The organism is Streptomyces sp. NBC_00122, assembly GCF_045160845.1.
Taxonomy (GTDB): domain Bacteria; phylum Actinomycetota; class Actinomycetes; order Streptomycetales; family Streptomycetaceae; genus Streptomyces.
This window is the reverse complement of sequence record NZ_CP108191.1, coordinates 3314911-3334422: the sequence shown is the minus strand read 5'-3', so window position 1 is coordinate 3334422 and position 19512 is coordinate 3314911. Positions and strand designations below refer to the sequence as shown.

The 19512-nt window shown below is 72.2% G+C and carries 22 protein-coding genes; 13 read left to right on the top strand and 9 right to left on the bottom strand.

The genetic code is table 11. From position 1 onward, the window contains the following. Positions 1-165: 165 nt before the first annotated feature. The 5 genes from OG737_RS15860 to OG737_RS15840 all read right to left on the bottom strand — a co-directional run bounded on the left by OG737_RS15860 (position 166) and on the right by OG737_RS15840 (position 4260). Positions 166-1239 (bottom strand): aspartate-semialdehyde dehydrogenase, encoded by a 1074-nt coding sequence (locus OG737_RS15860; RefSeq protein ID WP_328926826.1) that lies wholly within the window; start codon positions 1237-1239, stop codon positions 166-168. Next, positions 1236-2510, bottom strand: coding sequence for an aspartate kinase (locus tag OG737_RS15855; protein ID WP_328926825.1), 1275 nt, complete (start codon positions 2508-2510; stop codon positions 1236-1238). The genes OG737_RS15860 and OG737_RS15855 overlap by 4 nt, the downstream gene beginning before the upstream one ends. 122 nt (positions 2511-2632) lie before the next feature. Next, positions 2633-3280 carry a DUF5063 domain-containing protein gene (locus OG737_RS15850; protein ID WP_328926824.1) on the bottom strand — a complete coding sequence of 216 codons (648 nt, stop codon included), beginning with the start codon at positions 3278-3280 and terminating at the stop codon, positions 2633-2635. Next, complete coding sequence (recR, locus tag OG737_RS15845; protein WP_030010802.1) at positions 3273-3872, bottom strand: recombination mediator RecR; 600 nt, start codon at positions 3870-3872, stop codon at positions 3273-3275. The genes OG737_RS15850 and recR overlap by 8 nt, the downstream gene beginning before the upstream one ends. Positions 3873-3915: 43 nt before the next feature. Next, the gene (locus tag OG737_RS15840; protein ID WP_078892798.1) at positions 3916-4260 is read right to left on the bottom strand and encodes a YbaB/EbfC family nucleoid-associated protein; all 345 of its coding nucleotides are present in this window, start codon (positions 4258-4260) and stop codon (positions 3916-3918) included. A 268-nt stretch (positions 4261-4528) separates the two neighbouring features. On the opposite strand from OG737_RS15840, the gene OG737_RS15835 reads away from it, so the two are divergent. After that, the gene (locus tag OG737_RS15835) at positions 4529-5275 is read left to right on the top strand and encodes an SLATT domain-containing protein (RefSeq protein ID WP_328926823.1); all 747 of its coding nucleotides are present in this window, start codon (positions 4529-4531) and stop codon (positions 5273-5275) included. Positions 5276-5385: 110 nt separating this feature from the next. Here the strand turns inward: OG737_RS15835 and OG737_RS15830 are convergent, their stop codons facing one another. The 3 genes from OG737_RS15830 to OG737_RS15820 all read right to left on the bottom strand — a co-directional run bounded on the left by OG737_RS15830 (position 5386) and on the right by OG737_RS15820 (position 8368). Further along, the gene (locus tag OG737_RS15830; protein ID WP_328926822.1) at positions 5386-6036 is read right to left on the bottom strand and encodes a hypothetical protein; all 651 of its coding nucleotides are present in this window, start codon (positions 6034-6036) and stop codon (positions 5386-5388) included. 143 nt (positions 6037-6179) lie between these two features. Continuing rightward, positions 6180-6848, bottom strand: coding sequence for a GntR family transcriptional regulator (locus OG737_RS15825; RefSeq protein ID WP_328926821.1), 669 nt, complete (start codon positions 6846-6848; stop codon positions 6180-6182). Between the two features lie 161 nt (positions 6849-7009). Beyond that, positions 7010-8368 (bottom strand): aspartate aminotransferase family protein, encoded by a 1359-nt coding sequence (locus OG737_RS15820; protein ID WP_328926820.1) that lies wholly within the window; start codon positions 8366-8368, stop codon positions 7010-7012. Positions 8369-8566: 198 nt separating this feature from the next. On the opposite strand from OG737_RS15820, the gene OG737_RS15815 reads away from it, so the two are divergent. The 6 genes from OG737_RS15815 (at position 8567) to OG737_RS15790 (ending at position 12369) form a co-directional block, all read left to right on the top strand. Further along, positions 8567-9196, top strand: coding sequence for a DJ-1/PfpI family protein (locus tag OG737_RS15815; protein ID WP_328926819.1), 630 nt, complete (start codon positions 8567-8569; stop codon positions 9194-9196). After that, a complete protein-coding gene (locus tag OG737_RS15810) occupies positions 9189-9761 on the top strand; it encodes a MarR family winged helix-turn-helix transcriptional regulator (protein ID WP_405921649.1) in 573 nt (190 codons plus the stop codon). The genes OG737_RS15815 and OG737_RS15810 overlap by 8 nt, the downstream gene beginning before the upstream one ends. 188 nt (positions 9762-9949) lie before the next feature. Further along, a complete protein-coding gene (locus tag OG737_RS15805) occupies positions 9950-11488 on the top strand; it encodes a serine/threonine-protein kinase (RefSeq protein ID WP_405921648.1) in 1539 nt (512 codons plus the stop codon). A 90-nt stretch (positions 11489-11578) separates the two neighbouring features. After that, positions 11579-11815 carry a nuclear transport factor 2 family protein gene (locus OG737_RS15800; RefSeq protein WP_328926816.1) on the top strand — a complete coding sequence of 79 codons (237 nt, stop codon included), beginning with the start codon at positions 11579-11581 and terminating at the stop codon, positions 11813-11815. A gap of 15 nt (positions 11816-11830) precedes the next feature. Further along, a complete protein-coding gene (locus tag OG737_RS15795) occupies positions 11831-11968 on the top strand; it encodes a hypothetical protein (RefSeq protein WP_328926815.1) in 138 nt (45 codons plus the stop codon). A 5-nt stretch (positions 11969-11973) separates the two neighbouring features. Then, positions 11974-12369 carry a LysE family transporter gene (locus OG737_RS15790; protein ID WP_328926814.1) on the top strand — a complete coding sequence of 132 codons (396 nt, stop codon included), beginning with the start codon at positions 11974-11976 and terminating at the stop codon, positions 12367-12369. Between the two features lie 13 nt (positions 12370-12382). Here the strand turns inward: OG737_RS15790 and OG737_RS15785 are convergent, their stop codons facing one another. Beyond that, complete coding sequence (locus tag OG737_RS15785; RefSeq protein WP_405921647.1) at positions 12383-12877, bottom strand: HIT family protein; 495 nt, start codon at positions 12875-12877, stop codon at positions 12383-12385. Between the two features lie 188 nt (positions 12878-13065). On the opposite strand from OG737_RS15785, the gene OG737_RS15780 reads away from it, so the two are divergent. From OG737_RS15780 to OG737_RS15755, 6 genes are all read left to right on the top strand, one after another. Next, complete coding sequence (locus tag OG737_RS15780; RefSeq protein ID WP_328926813.1) at positions 13066-14130, top strand: alpha/beta hydrolase; 1065 nt, start codon at positions 13066-13068, stop codon at positions 14128-14130. Then, on the top strand, positions 14123-15352 hold the full coding sequence (locus OG737_RS15775) for an acyltransferase (RefSeq protein ID WP_405921646.1): 1230 nt from the start codon (positions 14123-14125) through the stop codon (positions 15350-15352). The genes OG737_RS15780 and OG737_RS15775 overlap by 8 nt, the downstream gene beginning before the upstream one ends. 22 nt (positions 15353-15374) lie before the next feature. Continuing rightward, on the top strand, positions 15375-16682 hold the full coding sequence (locus OG737_RS15770; RefSeq protein WP_328926811.1) for a histidine kinase: 1308 nt from the start codon (positions 15375-15377) through the stop codon (positions 16680-16682). Between the two features lie 6 nt (positions 16683-16688). After that, positions 16689-17360, top strand: coding sequence for a response regulator transcription factor (locus tag OG737_RS15765; RefSeq protein WP_328926810.1), 672 nt, complete (start codon positions 16689-16691; stop codon positions 17358-17360). A gap of 88 nt (positions 17361-17448) precedes the next feature. Then, positions 17449-18849 (top strand): sensor histidine kinase, encoded by a 1401-nt coding sequence (locus tag OG737_RS15760; protein WP_405921645.1) that lies wholly within the window; start codon positions 17449-17451, stop codon positions 18847-18849. Continuing rightward, the gene (locus OG737_RS15755) at positions 18846-19505 is read left to right on the top strand and encodes a response regulator (protein WP_405921644.1); all 660 of its coding nucleotides are present in this window, start codon (positions 18846-18848) and stop codon (positions 19503-19505) included. The genes OG737_RS15760 and OG737_RS15755 overlap by 4 nt, the downstream gene beginning before the upstream one ends. Positions 19506-19512: the final 7 nt, after the last annotated feature.

Sequence of the window (19512 nt, the reverse complement as noted above, 5' to 3'; positions counted from 1 at the left end):
GTAGGACACGCGTCCCCCCGTCAGGGTTGTACGCGCGACGCAGCCTCACCAGCAATATCCCGATTGCCCTCATGCGTACCCGCTCTTCCCGCTTGCCCCGTCTTTCGAGACGGCAGTCGGGCCATCACCTTGATCAAGGGATCAGCACCGATCCTACAAAGCGAATTACGCAAATTCACCCGCGATCAGTTCCGCGATCTGAGTGGCATTCAGGGCCGCGCCCTTGCGGAGATTGTCGGCGCACACGAAGAACTCCAGCGAGCGCCGGTCGTCGAGCGAGGCCCGCACCCGTCCCACCCAGGCCGGATCCGTACCGGCGGCGTCCGCCGGCGTCGGGAACTCCCCCGCCGCCGGGTCGTCCACGAGGACCACGCCCGGCGCGGCCTCCAGGATCTCCCGGGTGTGCGGGGCGTCCACCTCGTTCTCGAACCGGGCCCGCACGGTCAGGGAATGCCCGGTCACCACGGGCACCTGTACGCAGGTCACGGCGATCGGCAGCTCCGCCAGGTCCAGGATCCGGCGGGTCTCCGCCCGTACGGCCAGCTCGTGCGAGGACCAGCCGTCCTCGCGCAGCTCACCGGACCACGGCACGACGTTGAGCGCCAGCGGAGCGGCGAAGGGCCCGGTGTCCTCGCCCACCGCGCGGCGGACGTCGCCGGGGTGCTCCCCGAGGGAGGTCCCGGCGACCAGCGACAGCTGGCGGCGCAGCACCTCGGAGCCGGCCCGGCCGGCGGCGCCCGCGGCCTGGTACGAGGAGACGGTCAGCTCGGCCAGACCGTACTCGGCGTGCAGCGCGCCCAGGGCCGCGATCATCGCGGCGGTCACGCAGTCGGGACCGGCGACGATGCCGCGCGGCCGCATCCGTACGGCGTGCGCATTGACCTCGGGCACCACCAGCGGCACCTCGGGATCTTCCCGGAAGGCGGCTGACTGGTCCACGACGACGGCCCCGCGCGTGGTGACGACGGGAGCCCAGCGGGCCGAGACCTCGGCCGGGGTGAGGAAGATCGCGACGTCGCCCGGCCCGAGGCCGTCGAAGGCGTCCTCGGTGAGGGCGAGCACCTCGCTCTCCTCCGCGCGGACGGCCAGCACCCGGCCGGCCGAGCGCGCGGAGGCGATCAGGCGTATGTCGCCCCAGACGTCCGCCCGCTGGGACAGGATCTGGAGCAGGACGGAGCCGACGGCTCCGGTCGCCCCGACCACGGCGAGCGCCGGGCCGGAGGACCGGGCGCGGTTCATCGTCCGGTGCCTCCGTAGACGACGGCCTCGTCGCTGTCGGAGTCGAGGCCGAAGGCCGTGTGCACGGCGCGGACGGCCTCGTTGACGTCGTCCTGGCGGGTCACGACCGAGATGCGGATCTCGGAGGTCGAGATCAGCTCGATGTTGACGCCCGCGTCGGACAGCGCCTGGAAGAAGGAGGCGGTGACGCCCGGGTTCGTCTTCATGCCCGCGCCGACCAGGGAGATCTTGCCGATCTGGTCGTCGTAGCGCAGCGACTCGAAGCCGATGGCGCCCTTCGCCTTCTCCAGGGCGTCGATGGCCTTGTGGCCCTCGGCCTTGGGGAGGGTGAAGGAGATGTCGGTGAGGCCGGTGGAGGCCGCCGACACGTTCTGCACGATCATGTCGATGTTGATCTCGGCGTCCGCGATGGCGCGGAAGATCGCCGCGGCCTCGCCCGGCTTGTCCGGGACGCCGACGACCGTGATCTTGGCTTCGGAGACGTCGTGAGCGACTCCGGAGATGATGGCGTGCTCCACCTGCTCGTCCCCTTGCGGCTGTTCGTTGCTGACCCAGGTTCCGCGCAGTCCCGAGAAGGACGAGCGGACGTGGATCGGGATGTTGTATCGGCGTGCGTACTCGACACAGCGGTGCAGCAGCACCTTGGAACCGGAGGCGGCGAGCTCCAGCATGTCCTCGGACGAGATCCAGTCGATCTTCCGGGCCTTCTTCACGACGCGGGGGTCCGCGGTGAAGACGCCGTCGACGTCCGTGTAGATCTCGCAGACCTCGGCGTCCAGCGCCGCGGCCAGCGCGACGGCGGTCGTGTCCGAGCCGCCCCGGCCGAGGGTGGTGATGTCCTTGGAGTCCGCGGACACGCCCTGGAAGCCGGCGACGATGGCGATGTTGCCCTCGTCCAGCGCGGTGCGGATACGGCCCGGCGTGACATCGATGATGCGCGCTTTGTTGTGGACCGAGTCGGTGATCACGCCTGCCTGGCTACCGGTGAACGACTGGGCCTCGTGACCCAGGTTTTTGATCGCCATGGCCAGCAGGGCCATGGAGATCCGCTCTCCGGCGGTCAGCAGCATGTCGAACTCACGCCCGGCAGGCATCGGGGATACCTGCTCGGCGAGATCGATCAGCTCGTCCGTCGTGTCGCCCATCGCGGAAACCACGACGACCACCTGGTGGCCGTTCTTCTTGGCGTCCACGATCCGCTTGGCGACGCGCTTGATGCCCTCGGCATCGGCTACGGAGGAGCCTCCGTACTTCTGCACGACAAGGCCCACGTGCGCTCCTCGCTCAGTCCGTCTCATTGCTGGTGCAGTCTAACGAGCAGCCGCGATCCGACCGCTTCGTACCGCATCATGAGACGAAAAGATCACAGCACACGTTCCCCGCGTCGGGGCCTTCACTTGCGGCCGAGTCCGCCGAGTTCCTCGGCCATGACCTGTCCGGCCTGTTCCGCGAGGTCATCCTCGGCCAGGTCCTCGTCCGTGTCCAGGCCGTCCAGGGCCGCCAGCGGCTGGTCCAGGCGTACGTGGGCCACCAGCGACTGCAGGGCGCGCAGGATGGCGGAGGCCGTCGGGCCCCAGTTGGTGAAGTACGAGAACTGCCACCACCACAGCGCCTCGGTGGTCCGGCCCGCCCGGTAGTGGGCCAGCCCGTGCCGCAGGTCCGCCACCACGTCGGCCACGTCGTCGGAGATCCGGTGCGCGACCGGGGCCTTGCGCGGCTCGTACGGGTCGAAGACCTCGGAGTACACGTCGACCGGCTCCAGCATGTACGCGAACCGCTCGCGCAGCTCGTCGACATCCGGCTCGGGGCCCAGGTCGGGCTCGTAGCGCTCGTCGGGCAGCACGTCCTGGTACGCGCCCAGCCGGCCGCCCGCCAGCAGCAGCTGGGACACCTCCAGGAGGAGGAAGGGCACCGCGCTGTCCGGGTCCTCGCCCTTGGCCACCTCGGTGACCGCGACGATGAAGGACTCGATCTGGTCCGCGATCTGGACGGCGAAGTCGTCCGGATCCTGTCCCAGGGCGTGCAGCGTTGCGTCAGACATCGAGAAGTCGCCTTCCTTCAAAGGCCCGCCCGAGCGTGACCTCGTCCGCGTACTCCAGATCTCCCCCGACGGGGAGCCCGCTGGCCAGGCGGGTGACCTTCAGGCCCATGGGTTTGATCATGCGGGCGAGGTAGGTGGCGGTCGCCTCGCCCTCCAGGTTCGGGTCGGTGGCGAGGATCAGCTCGGTCACCTCGCCGTCCGCCAGGCGCGCCAGCAGCTCGCGGATGCGCAGGTCGTCGGGGCCGACGCCCTCGATCGGGCTGATCGCTCCGCCGAGGACGTGGTACTTGCCCCGGAACTCGCGGGTCCGCTCGATCGCGACGACGTCCTTCGGCTCCTCCACGACACAGATGACCGTGGTGTCGCGGCGCGGGTCACGGCAGATGCCGCACCGTTCCTCCTGCGCCACGTTCCCGCACACCGCGCAGAACCGGACCTTGTCCTTCACCTCGAGCAGCGCGTGCGCGAGGCGTCGGACGTCGGTGGGCTCGGCCTGCAGGATGTGGAAGGCGATCCGCTGCGCGCTCTTGGGCCCGACGCCGGGCAGCCTGCCCAGTTCGTCGATCAGGTCCTGGACCACGCCTTCGTACAACGGACTGCCTTCTTTCGGTTTTCGGTGCGGATGCGGGAGGGGACTAGAACGGGAGGCCGGGAATGCCGCTGCCGCCGCCCAGGCCCTGGGCGAGGGGGCCCAGCTTCTGCTGCTGGAGCGCCTGGGCATTCTCGTTGGCGGCCTGGACCGCCGCGACCACCAGGTCGGCGAGCGTTTCCGTGTCCTCGGGGTCCACGGCCTTCGGGTCGATCACCAGTGCGCGCAGTTCACCGGAGCCGGTGACGGTCGCCTTGACCAGACCGCCTCCGGCCTGGCCCTCGACCTCGGCCTGGGCAAGCTCCTCCTGGGCCGCGGCGAGGTCCTGCTGCATCTTCTGGGCCTGCTGGAGCAGCTGCTGCATGTTGGGCTGGCCACCACCGGGAATCACAGGTCACTCACTCCGTACAGTCGGGACGCGCGGTCGGGACGCTTGGTCAATCCGAGCCTACGTGCTCCCCGGGCGCTGCGCCCTACGCCGTGAGGACCAACTCTTTCGAGTGAGAGTCGGGGCGTGCGCGTACCTGCTGGAGCCCTCCTTGTGAGCGGAAATCCCGGGATTCGTTGTCCATCGCGCGTCATTCGAAGGTAGGAAGAGCATGCGCACCATTGCGCACACGCGCACCACCACACGTCAGCGCAGGCAGAGGGAGTGCCGGGTGAGCCAGCCGGAGATGCAGCCCGAGGGGCCACCCCGGGATCCCCGGGAGGAAGGCGGCGGGCCGATGGCGGCCGGCGATCTGACCGGCCGGCCGTTCCCCCTCGGGGACTGGGGCGAGCCCGCCGAGCGCCTCGACGAGCTCTACCGCCGGGTCGAGGACGACGCGCTGCGCACGGCCGAGTGGTATCTGTCCGACCGGGCCTGGAAGCGCCGGGGCGCGCGCGTCCTGCGCGGCGGGGCGGCGTTCGGCGCCGTCACGGGCGCCGCCATGCCGCTGCTGGAGCTGACGGGCTCGGCGCCGGGCGCGACGGCGTACGGGTTCCTCGCGCTGCTGCTGGGCGCGGCCTGCCTGGGATGCGACCGGTTCTTCGGCCTGACGTCCGGCTGGATGCGGGACGTCGCCACCGCGCAGGCGGTCCAGCGCCGTCTGCAGACGCTCCAGTTCGACTGGGCTTCGGAGAACGTTCGGGAGGTGCTCGGCCCGACGGAGGGCACGGCGAGCGAGGCCGCCGAGCGCTGCCTCACGGTGCTGCGGCGCTTCTCGGAGGACGTGACGGAGCTGGTCCGCTCCGAGACCGCGGAGTGGATGGTGGAGTTCAGCTCCGGCCCCGCACCGCTGGTGATGCAGTCCCTGGGCGCCGTCGGCGCCCGCTCGGACGCGTACATCCCCCCGGCGCGCTTCCCGCTCCCCCCGGGCACCCGCCCGAACATGCCGCGCCAGCGCCCGCCGGAACAGCCCCGCTGACCCGGGGCTGTTTCCCGGGGCGTGGCTGACCCGGGACGGGCCACGGGGAGAGGGCCGGCGGCGACCAGCTGCGCGCAGCGGCCCCCGCGCCCGCACCCCCCGGGGCCGGCTCAGCTGAAAATGATCATCGAGCCCTGGCCGAGGCTCCGCGTCGCGGCCGCGTGCAGCCCCAGCCAGACGTGCCGCTCACGTGCGAAGGGGTTGTCGTCGTACGGAATCGGCCCCGCGGGCTCCTCCAGGGACGTCGGCCGCCTCGGCGGAGCCGGCGCCGCGGGCGGGTTCGCCGGGTCTATCCCGATGGCCGGGCCCACGAAGGCCAGCTCCCGCAGCAGCCCCTGTGCGGACCCCAGCGGACCCCCTCCGGCCAGCAGCTCCTCGTTCGCCAGCGGAACCGCGAAGTCCACGGGAACGTACGCCCCGGCGTGGTCGTAGTGCCACACCAGATGTGACTGCTGCGCCGTGGGCTCGAACATCTCCAGCAGCTGCTCGTAGTCACCGCCCAGCTCGTCCACCGGGGTCACCGGCAGCCCGCAGATCTGGAGCAGGTACGCCCGCCGCAGGAAGTGCAGGGCGTCGTAGTCGAAGCCCGCGACGGGGGCGACGTCCCCGCTCAGGCCCGGCATGTAGGCGAACACGGGCACGGACGGCAGTCCGGCCTCTCCCAGCGCCTTGTCGTACGAGGCGATCTCTTCCGCGAACGGATTGTCGGGGCTGTGGCACAGCACGTCGACAAGGGGGACCAGCCACAGGTCACAGGCCACGCGGGCTCCGATCAGTCGTTGGCGCCGATCCGGCCAGAGTAGTGGGCCGAACACCCTCCGCGAAGGGGTGCGCAGAACCCGGTCCACGTTGGGTGACGCCATGGGCACGACAGGGTGCCGCGGCGTCCGGCCCGGCGCGGTCGCTACAGTCCGGCGGCCCAGGCCAGGGCGTGCTGGTTGTAGCCCCGCACGATGCTCCGTACGGCGTCCGCGTCCGCGAGGGTCACCGCGTCCACCAGGTCGCTGTGCCCGTCCCACAGCGCCGCCCGCAGCTGCTGCGGATCGCGCTGGAGGTGGGGTACGGCGAAGACCCAGCACTGCACGCGGATGCGGTGCAGGAACTCGGAGATGTAGGTGTTGCCGACCAGCCCGCTCAGCTCCCGCCAGAAGCGGAGGTCGTAGCCGATCAGTACTTCGAGCGAACCGCTCTGCGCGGCCCGCCGCGCCTCGTCGGCGCGGCGGCGCACGGAGACCAGCGGCTCGCCGGAGCCGAGGTCGGTGCCGCGCTCGGCGAGCCTGCGGAAGATCCCGTCCACGACCAGCGCGCGGGCCTCGATCATTCCGCGGAAGTCGTCCACGGAGAGGATCCGCACGCGAAAGCCCCGGTGCTGGACCAGTTCGAGCAGCCCCTGGGCCGAGAGGTCGACGAGCGCCTCGCGGACCGGGGTCGCGGAGACCTCGTACTGCTCGGCGATCTGCTTGACGGTGAACTCGGTTCCCGGCGGCAGGCGTCCCGCGAGCACCTCGTCACGCAGCGCGTCCGCGATCTGCTGGCGAAGTGTGTTGCGGGTGACAGCTCCGCTGCCTGGCATAGGGGTCCGTCTCCTCTGTAGAACTCCGGACACCATAGGCCAGACAGCGAGGCTGAAACCGAGCGGTTTGTGATCGTTATGTGGATGTCCGACCCGTTATGCGGACGAGAACCACACAGACCCGCGGACCCGGACCGGGCCCTGCCCTCCGGATCGGCCCGTCAGGCGGTGGTGTGGCGGTCGGCGACCGTCAGCGCCTCGTCCAGGAGAGCCAGGCCCTCCTTCGCCTCCGCCTCGGTGATGGTGCACGGCGGGACGACGTGGGTGCGGTTCATGTTGACGAAGGGCCACAGGCCGGACGCCTTGCAGGCCGCCGCGAATTCGGCCATCGGCGTGTTGGCCGCGCCCGCCGCGTTGTAGGGGACGAGGGGCTCGCGCGTCTCCTTGTCCCGTACGAGTTCCAGCGCCCAGAAGGTGCCCAGACCGCGGACCTCGCCGACGGAGGGGTGGCGCTCGGCGATCTCGGCGAGCGCCGGGCCGATCACGTCCTCGCCGAGGCGAGCGGCGTTCTCGACGACACCCTCTTCCTCCATCGTGTTGATCGTCGCGACGGCGGCGGCACAGGCCAGGGGGTGGCCGGAGTACGTGAGTCCGCCCGGGTAGGGGCGCGTGGCGAAGGTCTCGGCGATCGCGGCGGAGATGGCGACGCCGCCGAGCGGCACGTACCCGCTGTTCACGCCCTTGGCGAAGGTGATCAGGTCGGGGGTGACCCCCCAGTGGTCGGCGGCGAACCACTTGCCGGTACGGCCGAAGCCGGACATGACCTCGTCCAGGATGAAGACGATGCCGTGGCGGTCGCAGAGTTCGCGCACACCCGCGAGGTAGCCGGGCGGCGGGGTCATGATGCCGGCGGTGCCGGGCACGCTCTCCAGGATGATCGCCGCGATGGTCTGCGGCCCCTCGAAGGCGATGGTGTCGGCGAGGTGGGCGAGGGCGCGGGCACACTCCTCGGCCTCGGTGGTGGCGTGGAAGGCGGAGCGGTAGAGGTACGGGCCCCAGAAGTGCACGACGCCGGCGGCGGCCGTGTCGGAGGGCCAGCGGCGCGGGTCGCCGGTGAGGTTGATCGCGGCGGCGGTGGCCCCGTGGTACGAGCGGTAGGTGGAGAGCACCTTGGCGCGGCCGGTGTGCAGCCGGGCCATGCGGACGGCGTTCTCGACGGCCTCGGCGCCGCCGTTGGTGAAGAAGATCTTGTCCAGGTCGCCGGGGGTCCGCTCGGCGATGAGGCGTGCGGCCTCGGAGCGGACGTCGACGGCGAAGCCGGGCGCGAGGGTGCAGAGCCGTGCGGCCTGCTCCTGGATCGCTGCGACGACCTTGGGGTGCTGGTGGCCGATGTTGGTGTTGACCAGCTGGGAGGAGAAGTCGAGGTAGCGCTTGCCGTCGTAGTCCCAGAAGTACGACCCCTCGGCCCCGGCGACGGCGAGGGGGTCGATCAGGGCCTGGGCGGACCAGGAGTGGAAGACGTGCTTGCGGTCGGCGTCCTTCACTGCGGCGAGGGTGTGCGAGGCGACATGAGGGGTCATGGCGTCACGCTAGAAGTGCGCAGGTGGGAAGGGATATCGGCGGATTGTATGGGGGTGGGGGGCCGGTCTCGGCAGTCTGTCGTTGCGCGGGGCCCGCCAGGATGGCTGACAGCACTAGTTGACAGCATACTGTCGACATGACAGTCTCTTGTCATAGAGCTTGTCCTGGACGTCGGATCCCACCCGGAGGCGATCACCATGAGCGAGACCCCGCGCAAGCCCGTACACCTCGCGGTCTACGACACGTACGCGGACTGGGAGACCGGCCACACCACCGCGCACCTGACCCAGCGCGGCCACCGGATCCGCACCGTCGCCCTGACCGCCGAGCGGCCGGTCACCACCATGGGCGGCGTCCGCGTCCAGCCCGACCTGGCCCTGTCCGGGCTGAGGCCGCAGGACTCCTCGCTGCTGATCCTCACCGGCGCCTCGCTGTGGGACACGAGCGGGGACCTGGCGCCGTTCGCGGCGAAGGCGAGGGAGTTCCTGGACGCCGGGGTGCCGGTCGCGGCGATCTGCGGAGCCACGGCCGGCCTCGCTCGGGAGGGTCTGCTGGACGACCGCGCCCACACCGGCGCGGCCTCCTTCTACCTGGCGCAGCAGCCGGGTTACGGCGGCGCCGGGAGGTACGTCGAGGCCGACGCGGTGACGGACGGCGACCTGATCACGGCGGGGCCGACGGAGCCGGTGGCCTTCGCCCGCGAGGTCTTCGCCCGCCTGGACGTGTACAAGCCGGACGTCCTGGACGCGTGGTACCGGCTGTTCCACGACTCGGACGCGAGCGCGTACCCGGTGCTGATGGCGGCGGCGGAGGCGGGCGATGCGTGAGCCCTCGGTCCGCGCCCGGCAGGACCTGCTGAGCCGGACCGCGCTCGGGGTGTTCCGGCTCAACGGCCAGTTCCTCTCGGTCTCCGAGGAACTGGCCCGGCCGGCCGGGCTGACGGCCGCGTGGTGGCAGGTGCTGGGTGCGGTGCTGCACGAGCCGCTGCCGGTCGCGGGCATCGCCCGGGCCATGGGGATCACCCGGCAGAGCGTGCAGCGCATCGCGGACCTGCTCGCCGAGAAGGAGCTCGCGGAGTACGTCCCGAACCCGGCGCACCGGCGGGCGAAGCTGCTGCGGCCGACGGAGGCCGGCCGGGCGGCGGTGGCCCGCATCGGCCCGGGCCACGCGTCCTTGGCCGCCCGGCTCGCGGAGGAACTGGGCGACGCCGCCTTCGCCGAGACGGTCCGCGTCCTGGAACGCCTCTCGTCCGCTCTGGACACCGTGTCCGGCCTCCCGGACTCGGGCTCGGACTCGTACTCGGGCTCGGACTTGGGCTTGGGCTCGGCCCCGGCATCGGTCCCCGACCCTGCCCCGGGCCCCGTCCCGCCATCCGGCCCCGTCGGGGCCTGAGGCGCCCCCCACCGGGACCGCCGGCGCTTGCGGCGCGGGCGGTCGTTCAGCACCGCCGGCGTTCACGGCGCGGGGTCCGGGGCGGCGCCCGGGCGGACCGGCCGGGCGACGCGCAACCGTCCGGAGCCCCCTGCCGTCCTCCGCTGCGGAGCCGTTCGGCCTGTCCTAGGGGGAGGGACCACCCTGCCATGGAACAACTGCACCCAGGCGACCCGCACCTCATCGGCCCGTACCGCCTCCTGTCCCGCCTCGGCGCCGGCGGCATGGGCCAGGTCTACCTCGCCCGGTCCGACCGCGGCCGTACCGTCGCCGTGAAGCTGATCCACCCGGAGCTCGCCGCCCGCGAGGAGTTCCGCATCCGCTTCCGCCACGAGGTCGCCGCCGCCCGGCGCGTCGGCGGCGAGTGGACCGCCCCGGTCCTCGACGCGGACACCGAGGCCGCGACCCCCTGGTTCGCCACCGGCTACGTCGCCGGGCCGAGCCTGCGCCAGGTCGTGGCCCACGGCTCCGGCCCGCTGCCGCTCCGGTCCGTACGGATCCTGGCCGCGGGCCTCGCGTACGCCCTCCAGGACATCCATGACGCCGGCCTCGTGCACCGCGACCTGAAGCCCTCGAACGTCCTGCTCACCCTGGACGGCCCCCGCGTCATCGACTTCGGCATCGCCCGCGCCCCGGCCGGGACCGCCCGGCCCGACGCCGGTCCGACCCGTACCGGCGAACTCATCGGCTCCCCCGGCTGCATGGCCCCCGAGCAGATCCGCGGCGAACCCGTCACCGCCGCCTGCGACGTCTTCTGCCTCGGCGCGGTGCTGGCGTACGCGGCGACCGGACGGCTGCCCTTCGGCGACGCGGAACACCCCGGCGGCGTGGCCGCCCTCCTGCTCCGGATCACCGGCGCGGAACCGGACCTCACCGGCGTGCCGCCCGAGCTGCACGACCTCGTACGGGACTGCCTGCGGCGTGATCCCGCGGCGCGGCCCGGACCCGCCGAGATCCTGACCCGGGTCGGCGCGGACGACACCGTGGCCGACGGAAAGGCCCTGGAGCCCTGGCTCCCGGCGGCGCTGGTGGCCCAGCTCGGGCTGCACGCCGTACGGCTCCTGGACCGGGAGGACGCCGGACCGGACCGCCCGGCGCAGCCGCCGCTCACGCAGCCGCCGCCCGCGTACGCGCCGTACGCGTCGTACGGGCCGTACCCGCCGGTGGAAGCGGAACCTCCGCATCGCCCCCGTACCGCCTCCACCGCCCTCCTCCTCGCAGTGGCCGCGGCCGTCGCCGGCCTGTCCGCCGGCACGGTGTACGCGGTGATGAGCGGCGCCGACGACCCGCGCCCGCCCGTCGGCAGTCCCCGTACGCCGGCCACGACGGCTGGCGCGGCCCCGACTGCCACGACGGCCACCGGCACGACCGGTCTCCCCGAGGCGTACCTCGGCAACTGGCGGGCCACCACGGGCACCCAGACCTGGCGGCTCACCCTCACCGGCGGTGAGGCCGGCGACCCGGTGATGTCCCTCGCCGTCCAGGCCCCCGGCTTCGCCTGCGCCTGGACGGCTCCCCTGAACAGCGCACCGGACCCGGTGGAACTCGGCGCCTCCACCGTCACCTCCGGGGCTCCGCCGACCTGCACCCCGGGCGGCCGGAGCCGGCTGCGGCTGCGATCCGACGGCACGCTCCAGCGTGAGCTGGAGGGCAGCGACCATCCCCCGCTCACCTACCGCAGGCAGTGACCGATCTCCGACCGCACCGAATGTGTCGAAGTCGATAAGCCTGCAAGCAAAGCTTGTTGCGCGTCGAAGCGCCGTCGGACACTGCCGGGCATGGAGCCGTTGAACGTAGTGGCACGACTGTGGGAGCGGATCGAGGCGCGCGACTGGGACGGCGTGGCGGGGCTCATCGCCGAGGACGCGGTCATCGAGTGGCCCGTGAGCGGCGAGCGCATCGTGGGGCGGGCCAACTTCATAGCCGTCAACAGCGACGACGGGTACGCGGACGAGAGATCCGTGGAACTGCTGCGGATCCTGGCGGACGGCGACCTCGTCGTCACCGAGGTGTAGATACCCCAGGACCACGTGGTCTACCGGGCCGTCTCCCTGTGGACGGTGCGGGACGGGGAGATCGTGGGGGCGCGGGAGTACTGGACCAGCCCCGGCCAGGACCCGGCCCCGCGGTGGCGGGCGGGCTACGTGGAACCCCTGGTGGCAGACTGAGCCGCGTGCTCGGCCACCACCTCACCCCGCTGCTCGGCGCGACCGGCGTCCTGGCGCTCCTGACCCTCGTCCCCGGTCCCGACATGGCGGTCGTGACGAAGCGGGCGGTGACCCGGGGGCGCGCCGACGGGCTGCGCACCGTCGGCGGGATCGCGGTCGGACTGCTGCTGTGGGGCGCCCTCACCGTGGCGGGCCTGGCCGCGCGGCTCGCCGCGTCGGCGGAGGTGTACCTGGCGGTGAAGCTCGCGGGCGCCGCGTACCTGTGCTGGCTGGGCACGTACGTGTACGTCCTCTCGCGCGCCCGGCGCTTCTTCGCGCGACCGCGCGTCCGGCGGGCTCTGGACCGCGTGACGGGTGTGGTCCTGATCGGCTTCGGCGTGCGGGTGGCGACGACGTCGTAGGCGTCCCGACGGACTAGCCCCGTGGTCCGGACTGCCCGGTGAGGGTGTCCAGTTCCTCCCCGATGGCGGCCCGCAGGCCGTCGTGCCGATGGCTCAGCGCGTGCTGCCCGCCCCGCCAGTACTCCTCCTCGTACAGCCACACGGGCAGCCGGACGCGGTCGGCGGGCTCCCAGTCGTAGCGGGGCCAGATGTGGGTGTGGAGGTACGGGTCGGCGTTGCCCAGGATCTCGATGTTCACGCGGCGGAAGGCGGGATCGAGCCGTCGGCAGGCGCGCTCGACGGCCTCGGCGAGCCGCTCCAGATCGCCGAGGTACATGGCCCTGCGCGCCCGGGGGAGGTCGGAGAGGCGGGTCACGGCGGGATCGTCGGTCAGCAGTACGGAGTATCCGGGCAGGAACTGCCGGTCCCCGATCACGGCGAAACCGGCGTCGAGGCGGCGCAGGACGGTGGGATTCTCCCCGCGGTGCGCGCTGCCGATGCGGTCGTGGAGCCAGTCGGTCTCGGTCATCTCCGGACCCTAACGCGGCTGCGAACCGGGCGACTTGGGCTTCGGCGTGACTCTCAGGTAGCCCCTGTCATACCTGAGAGCTACGCGGGAACACGGCTCTGGAGCGTGACGCCGACGAGGGGCTCGGATTTCTAACTTCGGTGACAGAGAAGGGCGGTGACGGCTCTTCCTGACCGAAGGAAGAGACGATGGCGGCGGGGACGACGACCGTGGGCACGACGACCGTGGGCACGACGGCGGGCATCGGCGGGGCGACGGGGGCGGGCGCAGGGGAGGGATCGGGGTCGGGGTCGGGGCGGCGTGCCGCGTCGAGCGGGCGGCTGCGGCGCACGCTGCTGGCCGCGCTGGTCGCGGCGGCGGTCGTGGTTCCCGTGTCCGCCGCCGCCTCCCCCGGCGTCCCCGCGCCGGCGCCCGTCGCGTTCGCCGACGGCACCGCACCGCACGACCGTTACGACGCCAACCGTGCCAACCTCGCCGAAGCGGCCCGTATGGCCGAGGCCGCCGGACGCACCGGCCGGGCCGCCAAGCTGCGCGCCATGGACGCGGCTGGTGCGGCGCGGTTCCTCGCCTTCGACGGCCGCGGAGGGGGCCGGGCCGTCGAGGTGTTCGGCGACCTGGAGACCGCCGACCGGGTCACCGTCCTAGTGCCCGGGTCCGACACGACGCTCGACACCTACCAGAGGTTCCGTGCCGGGGCCGTCTCCCTTCAGCAGCGCCTCCAGGCCGAGCATCCGCGCTCCGCCGTGGTCGCCTGGCTCGGGTACGACACCCCCGGCACGGTCAGCACGACCGTCCTGACAGCCGATCGCGCCGACGAGGCCGCCGCCGAACTGGGGCCCTTCCTGGACCGGTTGCGGGACATGGCGGGGCCCGGCTCCCATCTCTCGCTCCTGTGCCACTCGTACGGCTCCGTGGTCTGCGCCCGGACCGGGACCGCGCCCGAGGTCACCGACATGGTCCTGTTCGGCAGTCCGGGGACGGGGGCCGGCTCCGTCCAGGACCTGCCGACGAAGGCCCGGGTCTGGGCGGGGCGGGGCGGCGGCGACTGGATAGGCACCGTCCCGCACGTCCGGCTCGGCCGGATCGGCTTCGGTACCGACCCCGTCGACCCCGCCTTCGGAGCACGGGCCTTCGCCGCCGGCCCGGCCGGGCACAGCGACTACCTCAAGCCCGGCACCGAGTCCCTCGACAACCTGGCCGCCATCGTCCTCGGCACCGCCACTACCACCGCCCCGGAGGTCCCTCATGCGTAAGCTCCGCGCCCGCTGGTCCGACCTGGCCGAGGGCATCGACGCGGCCACGCCGGCCGACCGGGACCGTGCCGTGGACGCGCTGCGGACCTTCGCGATCCTCGGCGTGGTGCTCGGCCACTGGCTGGTCACGGCTCTGACCACCACCGATGGCGGCTTGAGCAACACCAGCCCGCTCGCGCACATGACCTGGCTCGCCCCGGTGTCCTGGGTGTTCCAGACCCTCGCCGTCTTCTTCCTCGTCGGCGGTCATGTCGCCGCCCGCGGCTACGCCTCGGCGCGGGAGCGCGGGGATTCGTACCGCACCTGGGTCGGGCAGCGGCTGGGCCGGCTGTTCCGTCCGGTCGCCGCCGTGCTCACCCTGTGGACGGTCGTGGCGGGCGGGATGCTCATCGGCGGAGTGGAGCTGAACACCGTCCAGACGCTGGTCAAGCTGGTCCTCTCCCCCCTCTGGTTCCTCCTCGTCTTCGCCGCGCTGACCGCCGCGACCCCGCTCGTGTCCCGGCTCCATCCGCTGTGGCCGCTGGCCGTGGTGGCGGGCGTCGACCTGTGGCGCTTCGGACTCGAAGGGCCCGAGTGGGTCGGCTGGGTCAACGTGGCCGCGGGCTGGCTCGTCCCGTACACCCTGGGTGCCGCATGGTCCCGAGGGGCGTTCGCCCGGCGCGGTCCCGCCCTCCTCCTGCTCGCCGCGGGGGCCGTCGCCACCGCGGCGCTGATCCTGTGGGGCGGCTATCCGGCGTCCATGGTGGGTGTCCCGGGGGCGGCCGTATCGAACCTGAATCCGCCGACGCTCGCCGCGGCCGCGTTCGGACTGGCCCAGTGCGGGCTGGCCCTGCTGGTCCGCGGGCCGCTGGCCCGCGCCATGCGGCGCCCGGCGGCCTGGGCGAAGGTCGCCCTGGTGAACCTCTCCGCCATGACGATCTTCCTCTGGCACCAGACCGCCATGATGGCCGTCACCGCACTCGGGCTGCTGGTCCCGGCCGACCTGCCCGGGCTGCACACCGTGCCCGGCTCGATGGCATGGATAGCGGCCCGGCTGCTGTGGCTGCCGGTGTTCGCCGCCGCGCTGTCGATCTGCTGGGCCGCGTTCCGTACGTACGAACAGGTCTCATGCCGTCCGAAGCCCGGCCCCACCACGGCCCCCACCGCGGCACCCGCCACCGCTACCGCCGCCGTCCCCCGCCCCCGGACGGCCACCACCGCCAGGAAGATCACCCATGTCTAGGGCCGGCCTTAGCCTGGACGGCGTGAACCAGCAGACCGAGCCGCCCGCCGCCGAGCACCGCATCGTCCTGCCGCGCGGACTGGCCCGGGAGCTGTTCACCCTGAAGCGGGACCCCCTCCCGAAGATGTCCCGGCCGCGCTGGCTGGCCTGGCTGCCGCATGTGGTCCTCTGCTACGCCGCTATTCCCTGCGGTGTCCTGACGGGGATGCAGCTGAACGACCACTACGGGGTCGAGGGCGCCGGCGTGGCGCTTGCGCTGCTGACGTCCGCGTCCATCGTGCTCAGCATGTTCCGGCCGATCGCCGCCTGGTGGCTCGGCCTCGTCACCGCGGCTCTCATCGCCTGGGTCATCCACGACCACGTCGGTCCGGGACAGTCCTGGCCTTGGACGCCCGCCGGGCCGTTCACGCTCGCGCCCCTGATCCTGATGGTCGCCCTGCGGGTGCCGCCCCGGGTGACCGCCTGGGTCATCGGCATCACGCTCGCCCTCTCCGGACTGGCCGAGGCCGTCCTCAGTCCGCCGCGGAGCCAGACGATCATCGCCGGCGTGGCCATCCTCTTCGGGTTCGTGGGAATCCTCGGCTACGCCCTGCGGGCCAACCGCCTGACCCGCGGCAAACTCGTCGAGCAGGAGACCCTCACCGAGGAGGAGCGTGCCCGGCGCACGCTGCTGGAGGAGCGCAGCCGCATCGCCCGCGAGCTGCACGACGTCGTCGCGCACCACATGTCGGTGATCTCCATCCAGGCGCAGGTCGCCCCGCACCTCGTGGAGAACCCGTCCGAGGAGCTCAAGGAGAACCTCGCGGGCATCCGGGAGAACGCGCTGGAGGCCCTGACGGAGCTGCGGCGGGTGCTGGGCGTGCTGCGCTCCGAGCAGCCGGACGATCCCGCGAACCCCCACCATCCGCAGCCCACCCTCGCCGAGTTGGACGGCCTCGTGGACAACGTGCGGGGAGCGGGGCTCGATGTCACCACCGAGATCGCGGGGATACGGCGGCCGCTCACCCCTGGCGTCGAGCTCACCGCGTACCGGATCGTGCAGGAGGCACTGAGCAACTGCCTGCGCCACGCTCCAGGTTCGCAGGTGGAGATCGGCATCGCCTACGGGCCGCGCGACCTGCACCTGTGCGTCGCCAACACCGCGCCGACCCGGCCGGCCCTTCCCTCGCCGGGTGCGGGGCACGGGCTGCTGGGGATGCGGGAGCGGGCAGGCATGCTGGGGGGCGAGCTGGCCGCCGGTGCACGCCCCGACGGCGGGTACGAGGTGACCGCCGTACTCCCGATGGATCCGCAGGACCTGCCCGGCGGCTCCGCACCCGAGACGAAGTAGGGATTCATGCACTCCCCGATCAAGGTGATGATCGCCGACGACCAGATGATGGTCCGGCAGGGCTTCACCGTGCTTCTCAATGCCCAGCCGGACATCGAGGTGGTCGGCCAGGCCGTGGACGGGGCCGACGCCGTGGCCAAGGTCGGCGAACTGGGGCCGGACGTGGTCCTGATGGACATCCGCATGCCGGGGATGGGCGGCATCGAGGCCACCTCCGTCATCACGGGCGCCGCCGGCGCGACCGTGAAGGTGCTGGTGCTGACCACCTTCGACCTCGACGAGTACGTGTACGAGGCGCTGCGGGCCGGCGCCTCCGGGTTCCTGCTCAAGGACGCGTCGGCCGACCAGCTCGCGGAGGCAGTGCGGGTGGTGGCGGCCGGGGAGGCGCTGCTCTCGCCGAACATCACGAAGCGGCTGATCACGGAGTTCTCCCGGCTGGGGGCGCCGCGGGCGCCGTCGCGGGCGCGCATCGACGAGCTGACCGAGCGGGAGACGGAGGTCCTGTCGCTCGTGGCCCAGGGCCTGTCGAATGCGGAGATCGCGTCGCACCTGACCGTGGCGGAGCAGACGGTGAAGACCCATGTGGGCCGGATCCTCGTGAAGCTGGGCCTGCGGGACCGCACGCAGGCCGCGGTGTTCGCGTACGAGACGGGCCTGGTCCGTCCGACGGGCTACTGATACACCCCACGTAGTACTTGAGAGGGAGCCCGGGAAATCCCCATCAGCGGCGACGCGGAGTACGGCCGTGCGGCCCTACGGTTCTGGTATGACCGAGACGACCACCGGGGGGACAACCCGGACGCCTGAATTCCGAGTGGCATCGGAGGTGATCGCGACCCTGCGCCAGGACCTCCTCACCGATGCCATGGCCTACCGGCCGCTGCCGCTGGTGGAGACCCCGGGGCGCTTCGTGCGACGGCTGCCCGCTCCGATACGCCGGTACGCGCCGTGGCGCCAGTACGCGGCGGTGGGGGCGCTGGCCTTCATCCTCGTCCTGTTCACCGGAACGTCCGACTCGGGGTATCTCGGCGATGCCGGCCTCCTGTTCACGGGGCTGGTGGCCGCGGCGCCGGTCTTGATGACGCTGGTCCGGCCGGTCGCCGCCTGGTGGGCCGCGGTCGCCATGACGCTGGTGCTCGGCGCCGTCCCCGGGTTGGGCGGGAACGACTTCTGGCCCTGGAGCCCTGGAGCCTTCGTCTCCTACATCGCGGTCATGGTCCTCGTCACCCTGCGGACCGGACCCCGGGTGGCCGGGTGGATGTGGTCCCTCACCCTGGTCCTCGGCTTCGCGATGTCGGTGCTGCTCAACAACCGCTACGGGACGAACCTGCCGGAGATGGCCGTGACCTCGGCCATCGCGCTGACGATCGCGAGCAGCATCCGGATACGCCGCAACGCCAAGGCGGAGGTGAGCGCGCAGCAGGAGGTCACGGCCGTCGAACGGGACAAGCGGACGCTGCTGGAGGAGCGGACCACGATCGCGCGGGAACTGCACGACGTGGTGGCTCACCACATGTCGGTGGTGGCGATCCAGGCGGAGGCCGCGCCGTACCGGGTAAAGAACCCGCCGCCCGAGCTGGAGGCGGCGTTCGTCACCATCCGGGAGAACGCGGTGGCGGCGCTGACGGAGCTGCGGCGGGTGCTGGGCGTGGTGCGCTCCGCGGACTACGAGGCTCCGGACGCGCCGCAGCCGACGCTGGCCTCGCTCGACGGGCTGCTGGCCAATGTGCGGGAAGCCGGACTGAGCGTGGAGAAGACGGTCACGGGTGCGGTGCGGGAGCTGCCTCAGGGGGTGGAGCTGTCGGCGTACCGGATCATCCAGGAGGCCCTGAGCAACACGCTGCGGCACGCGCCGGGCGCGGCGGCCTCCGTGGAAGTGTCGTATGTGCTGGGCGGCCTGGGGATACGCGTCGTGAACGGGGCGCCGACCGGGGATGTGCGGCCCTCGCCGGGTGCCGGGCACGGGATCACCGGGATGCGGGAGCGGGTGGCCATGCTGGAGGGGGAGATGACGGTCGGCGAGTCCGGGACGGGCGGGTACGAGGTGGCGGTGTTCATACCGGTGCGCAACCGTCCGGAGCCGGTGGCGGGGACGGGGCCGAATTCGGGGACGGCGACCGGGTCGGCGACCGGGTCGGGCACTGGGTCCGGGGCGGGCGCGCCATGACGATCAGGGTGCTGATCGTCGACGACCAGATGATGGTGCGCGAGGGGTTCTCCGTCCTGCTGAACGCCATGGACGGCATCGAGGTGGTGGGCGAGGCGGTCGACGGCCGTGAGGCCATCGCTCAGGTGGCGGCGCTGCGGCCGGACGTGGTGCTGATGGACATCCGGATGCCGCTGATGAACGGGCTGGAGGCGACGCGGGAGATCGTGGCGGCGGACACGGACGCGAAGGTGCTGGTCCTGACGACCTTCGACCTCGACGAGTACGTGTACCAGGCGCTGCGGGCCGGGGCCTCCGGGTTCCTGCTCAAGGACGCGTCGGCCCGTCAGCTCGCGGACGGGGTCCGGGTGGTGGCGGCCGGGGAGGCGCTGCTGGCGCCGTCGGTGACCAAGCGTCTGATCGTGGAGTTCTCGAAGCTCGCCGAGACACCGAAGCTCGCGAACCCTGCGGGGGTCGGCGAGTTGACGGAGCGGGAGAAGGAGGTGCTGGTACTGATCGCGCAGGGGCTGTCCAACGGGGAGATAGCGGGCCGGCTGATCGTCGCCGAGTCCACGATCAAAACCCATGTGAGCCGCATCCTGGTGAAGCTGGGCCTGCGGGATCGCACCCAGGCGGCGGTCTTCGCCTACGAGACCCGGCTGGTGACCCCGGCATAGGGTGCGG

Bases quoted from the DNA above. Each gene is read 5' to 3' on its own strand.
- OG737_RS15810 (WP_405921649.1), top strand. From the start codon at position 9,189: ATGCGTGAGCCCTCGGTCCGCGCCCGGCAGGACCTGCTGAGCCGGACC.
- OG737_RS15785 (WP_405921647.1), bottom strand. From the start codon at position 12,877: ATGACCGAGACCGACTGGCTCCACGACCGCATCGGCAGCGCGCACCGC.
- OG737_RS15860 (WP_328926826.1), bottom strand. From the start codon at position 1,239: ATGAACCGCGCCCGGTCCTCCGGCCCGGCGCTCGCCGTGGTCGGGGCG.
- OG737_RS15765 (WP_328926810.1), top strand. From the start codon at position 16,689: ATGCACTCCCCGATCAAGGTGATGATCGCCGACGACCAGATGATGGTC.
- OG737_RS15820 (WP_328926820.1), bottom strand. From the start codon at position 8,368: ATGACCCCTCATGTCGCCTCGCACACCCTCGCCGCAGTGAAGGACGCC.
- OG737_RS15780 (WP_328926813.1), top strand. From the start codon at position 13,066: ATGGCGGCGGGGACGACGACCGTGGGCACGACGACCGTGGGCACGACG.
- OG737_RS15815 (WP_328926819.1), top strand. From the start codon at position 8,567: ATGAGCGAGACCCCGCGCAAGCCCGTACACCTCGCGGTCTACGACACG.
- OG737_RS15755 (WP_405921644.1), top strand. From the start codon at position 18,846: ATGACGATCAGGGTGCTGATCGTCGACGACCAGATGATGGTGCGCGAG.
- OG737_RS15775 (WP_405921646.1), top strand. From the start codon at position 14,123: ATGCGTAAGCTCCGCGCCCGCTGGTCCGACCTGGCCGAGGGCATCGAC.
- OG737_RS15805 (WP_405921648.1), top strand. From the start codon at position 9,950: ATGGAACAACTGCACCCAGGCGACCCGCACCTCATCGGCCCGTACCGC.
- OG737_RS15800 (WP_328926816.1), top strand. From the start codon at position 11,579: ATGGAGCCGTTGAACGTAGTGGCACGACTGTGGGAGCGGATCGAGGCG.
- OG737_RS15850 (WP_328926824.1), bottom strand. From the start codon at position 3,280: ATGTCTGACGCAACGCTGCACGCCCTGGGACAGGATCCGGACGACTTC.
- OG737_RS15760 (WP_405921645.1), top strand. From the start codon at position 17,449: ATGACCGAGACGACCACCGGGGGGACAACCCGGACGCCTGAATTCCGA.
- OG737_RS15825 (WP_328926821.1), bottom strand. From the start codon at position 6,848: ATGCCAGGCAGCGGAGCTGTCACCCGCAACACACTTCGCCAGCAGATC.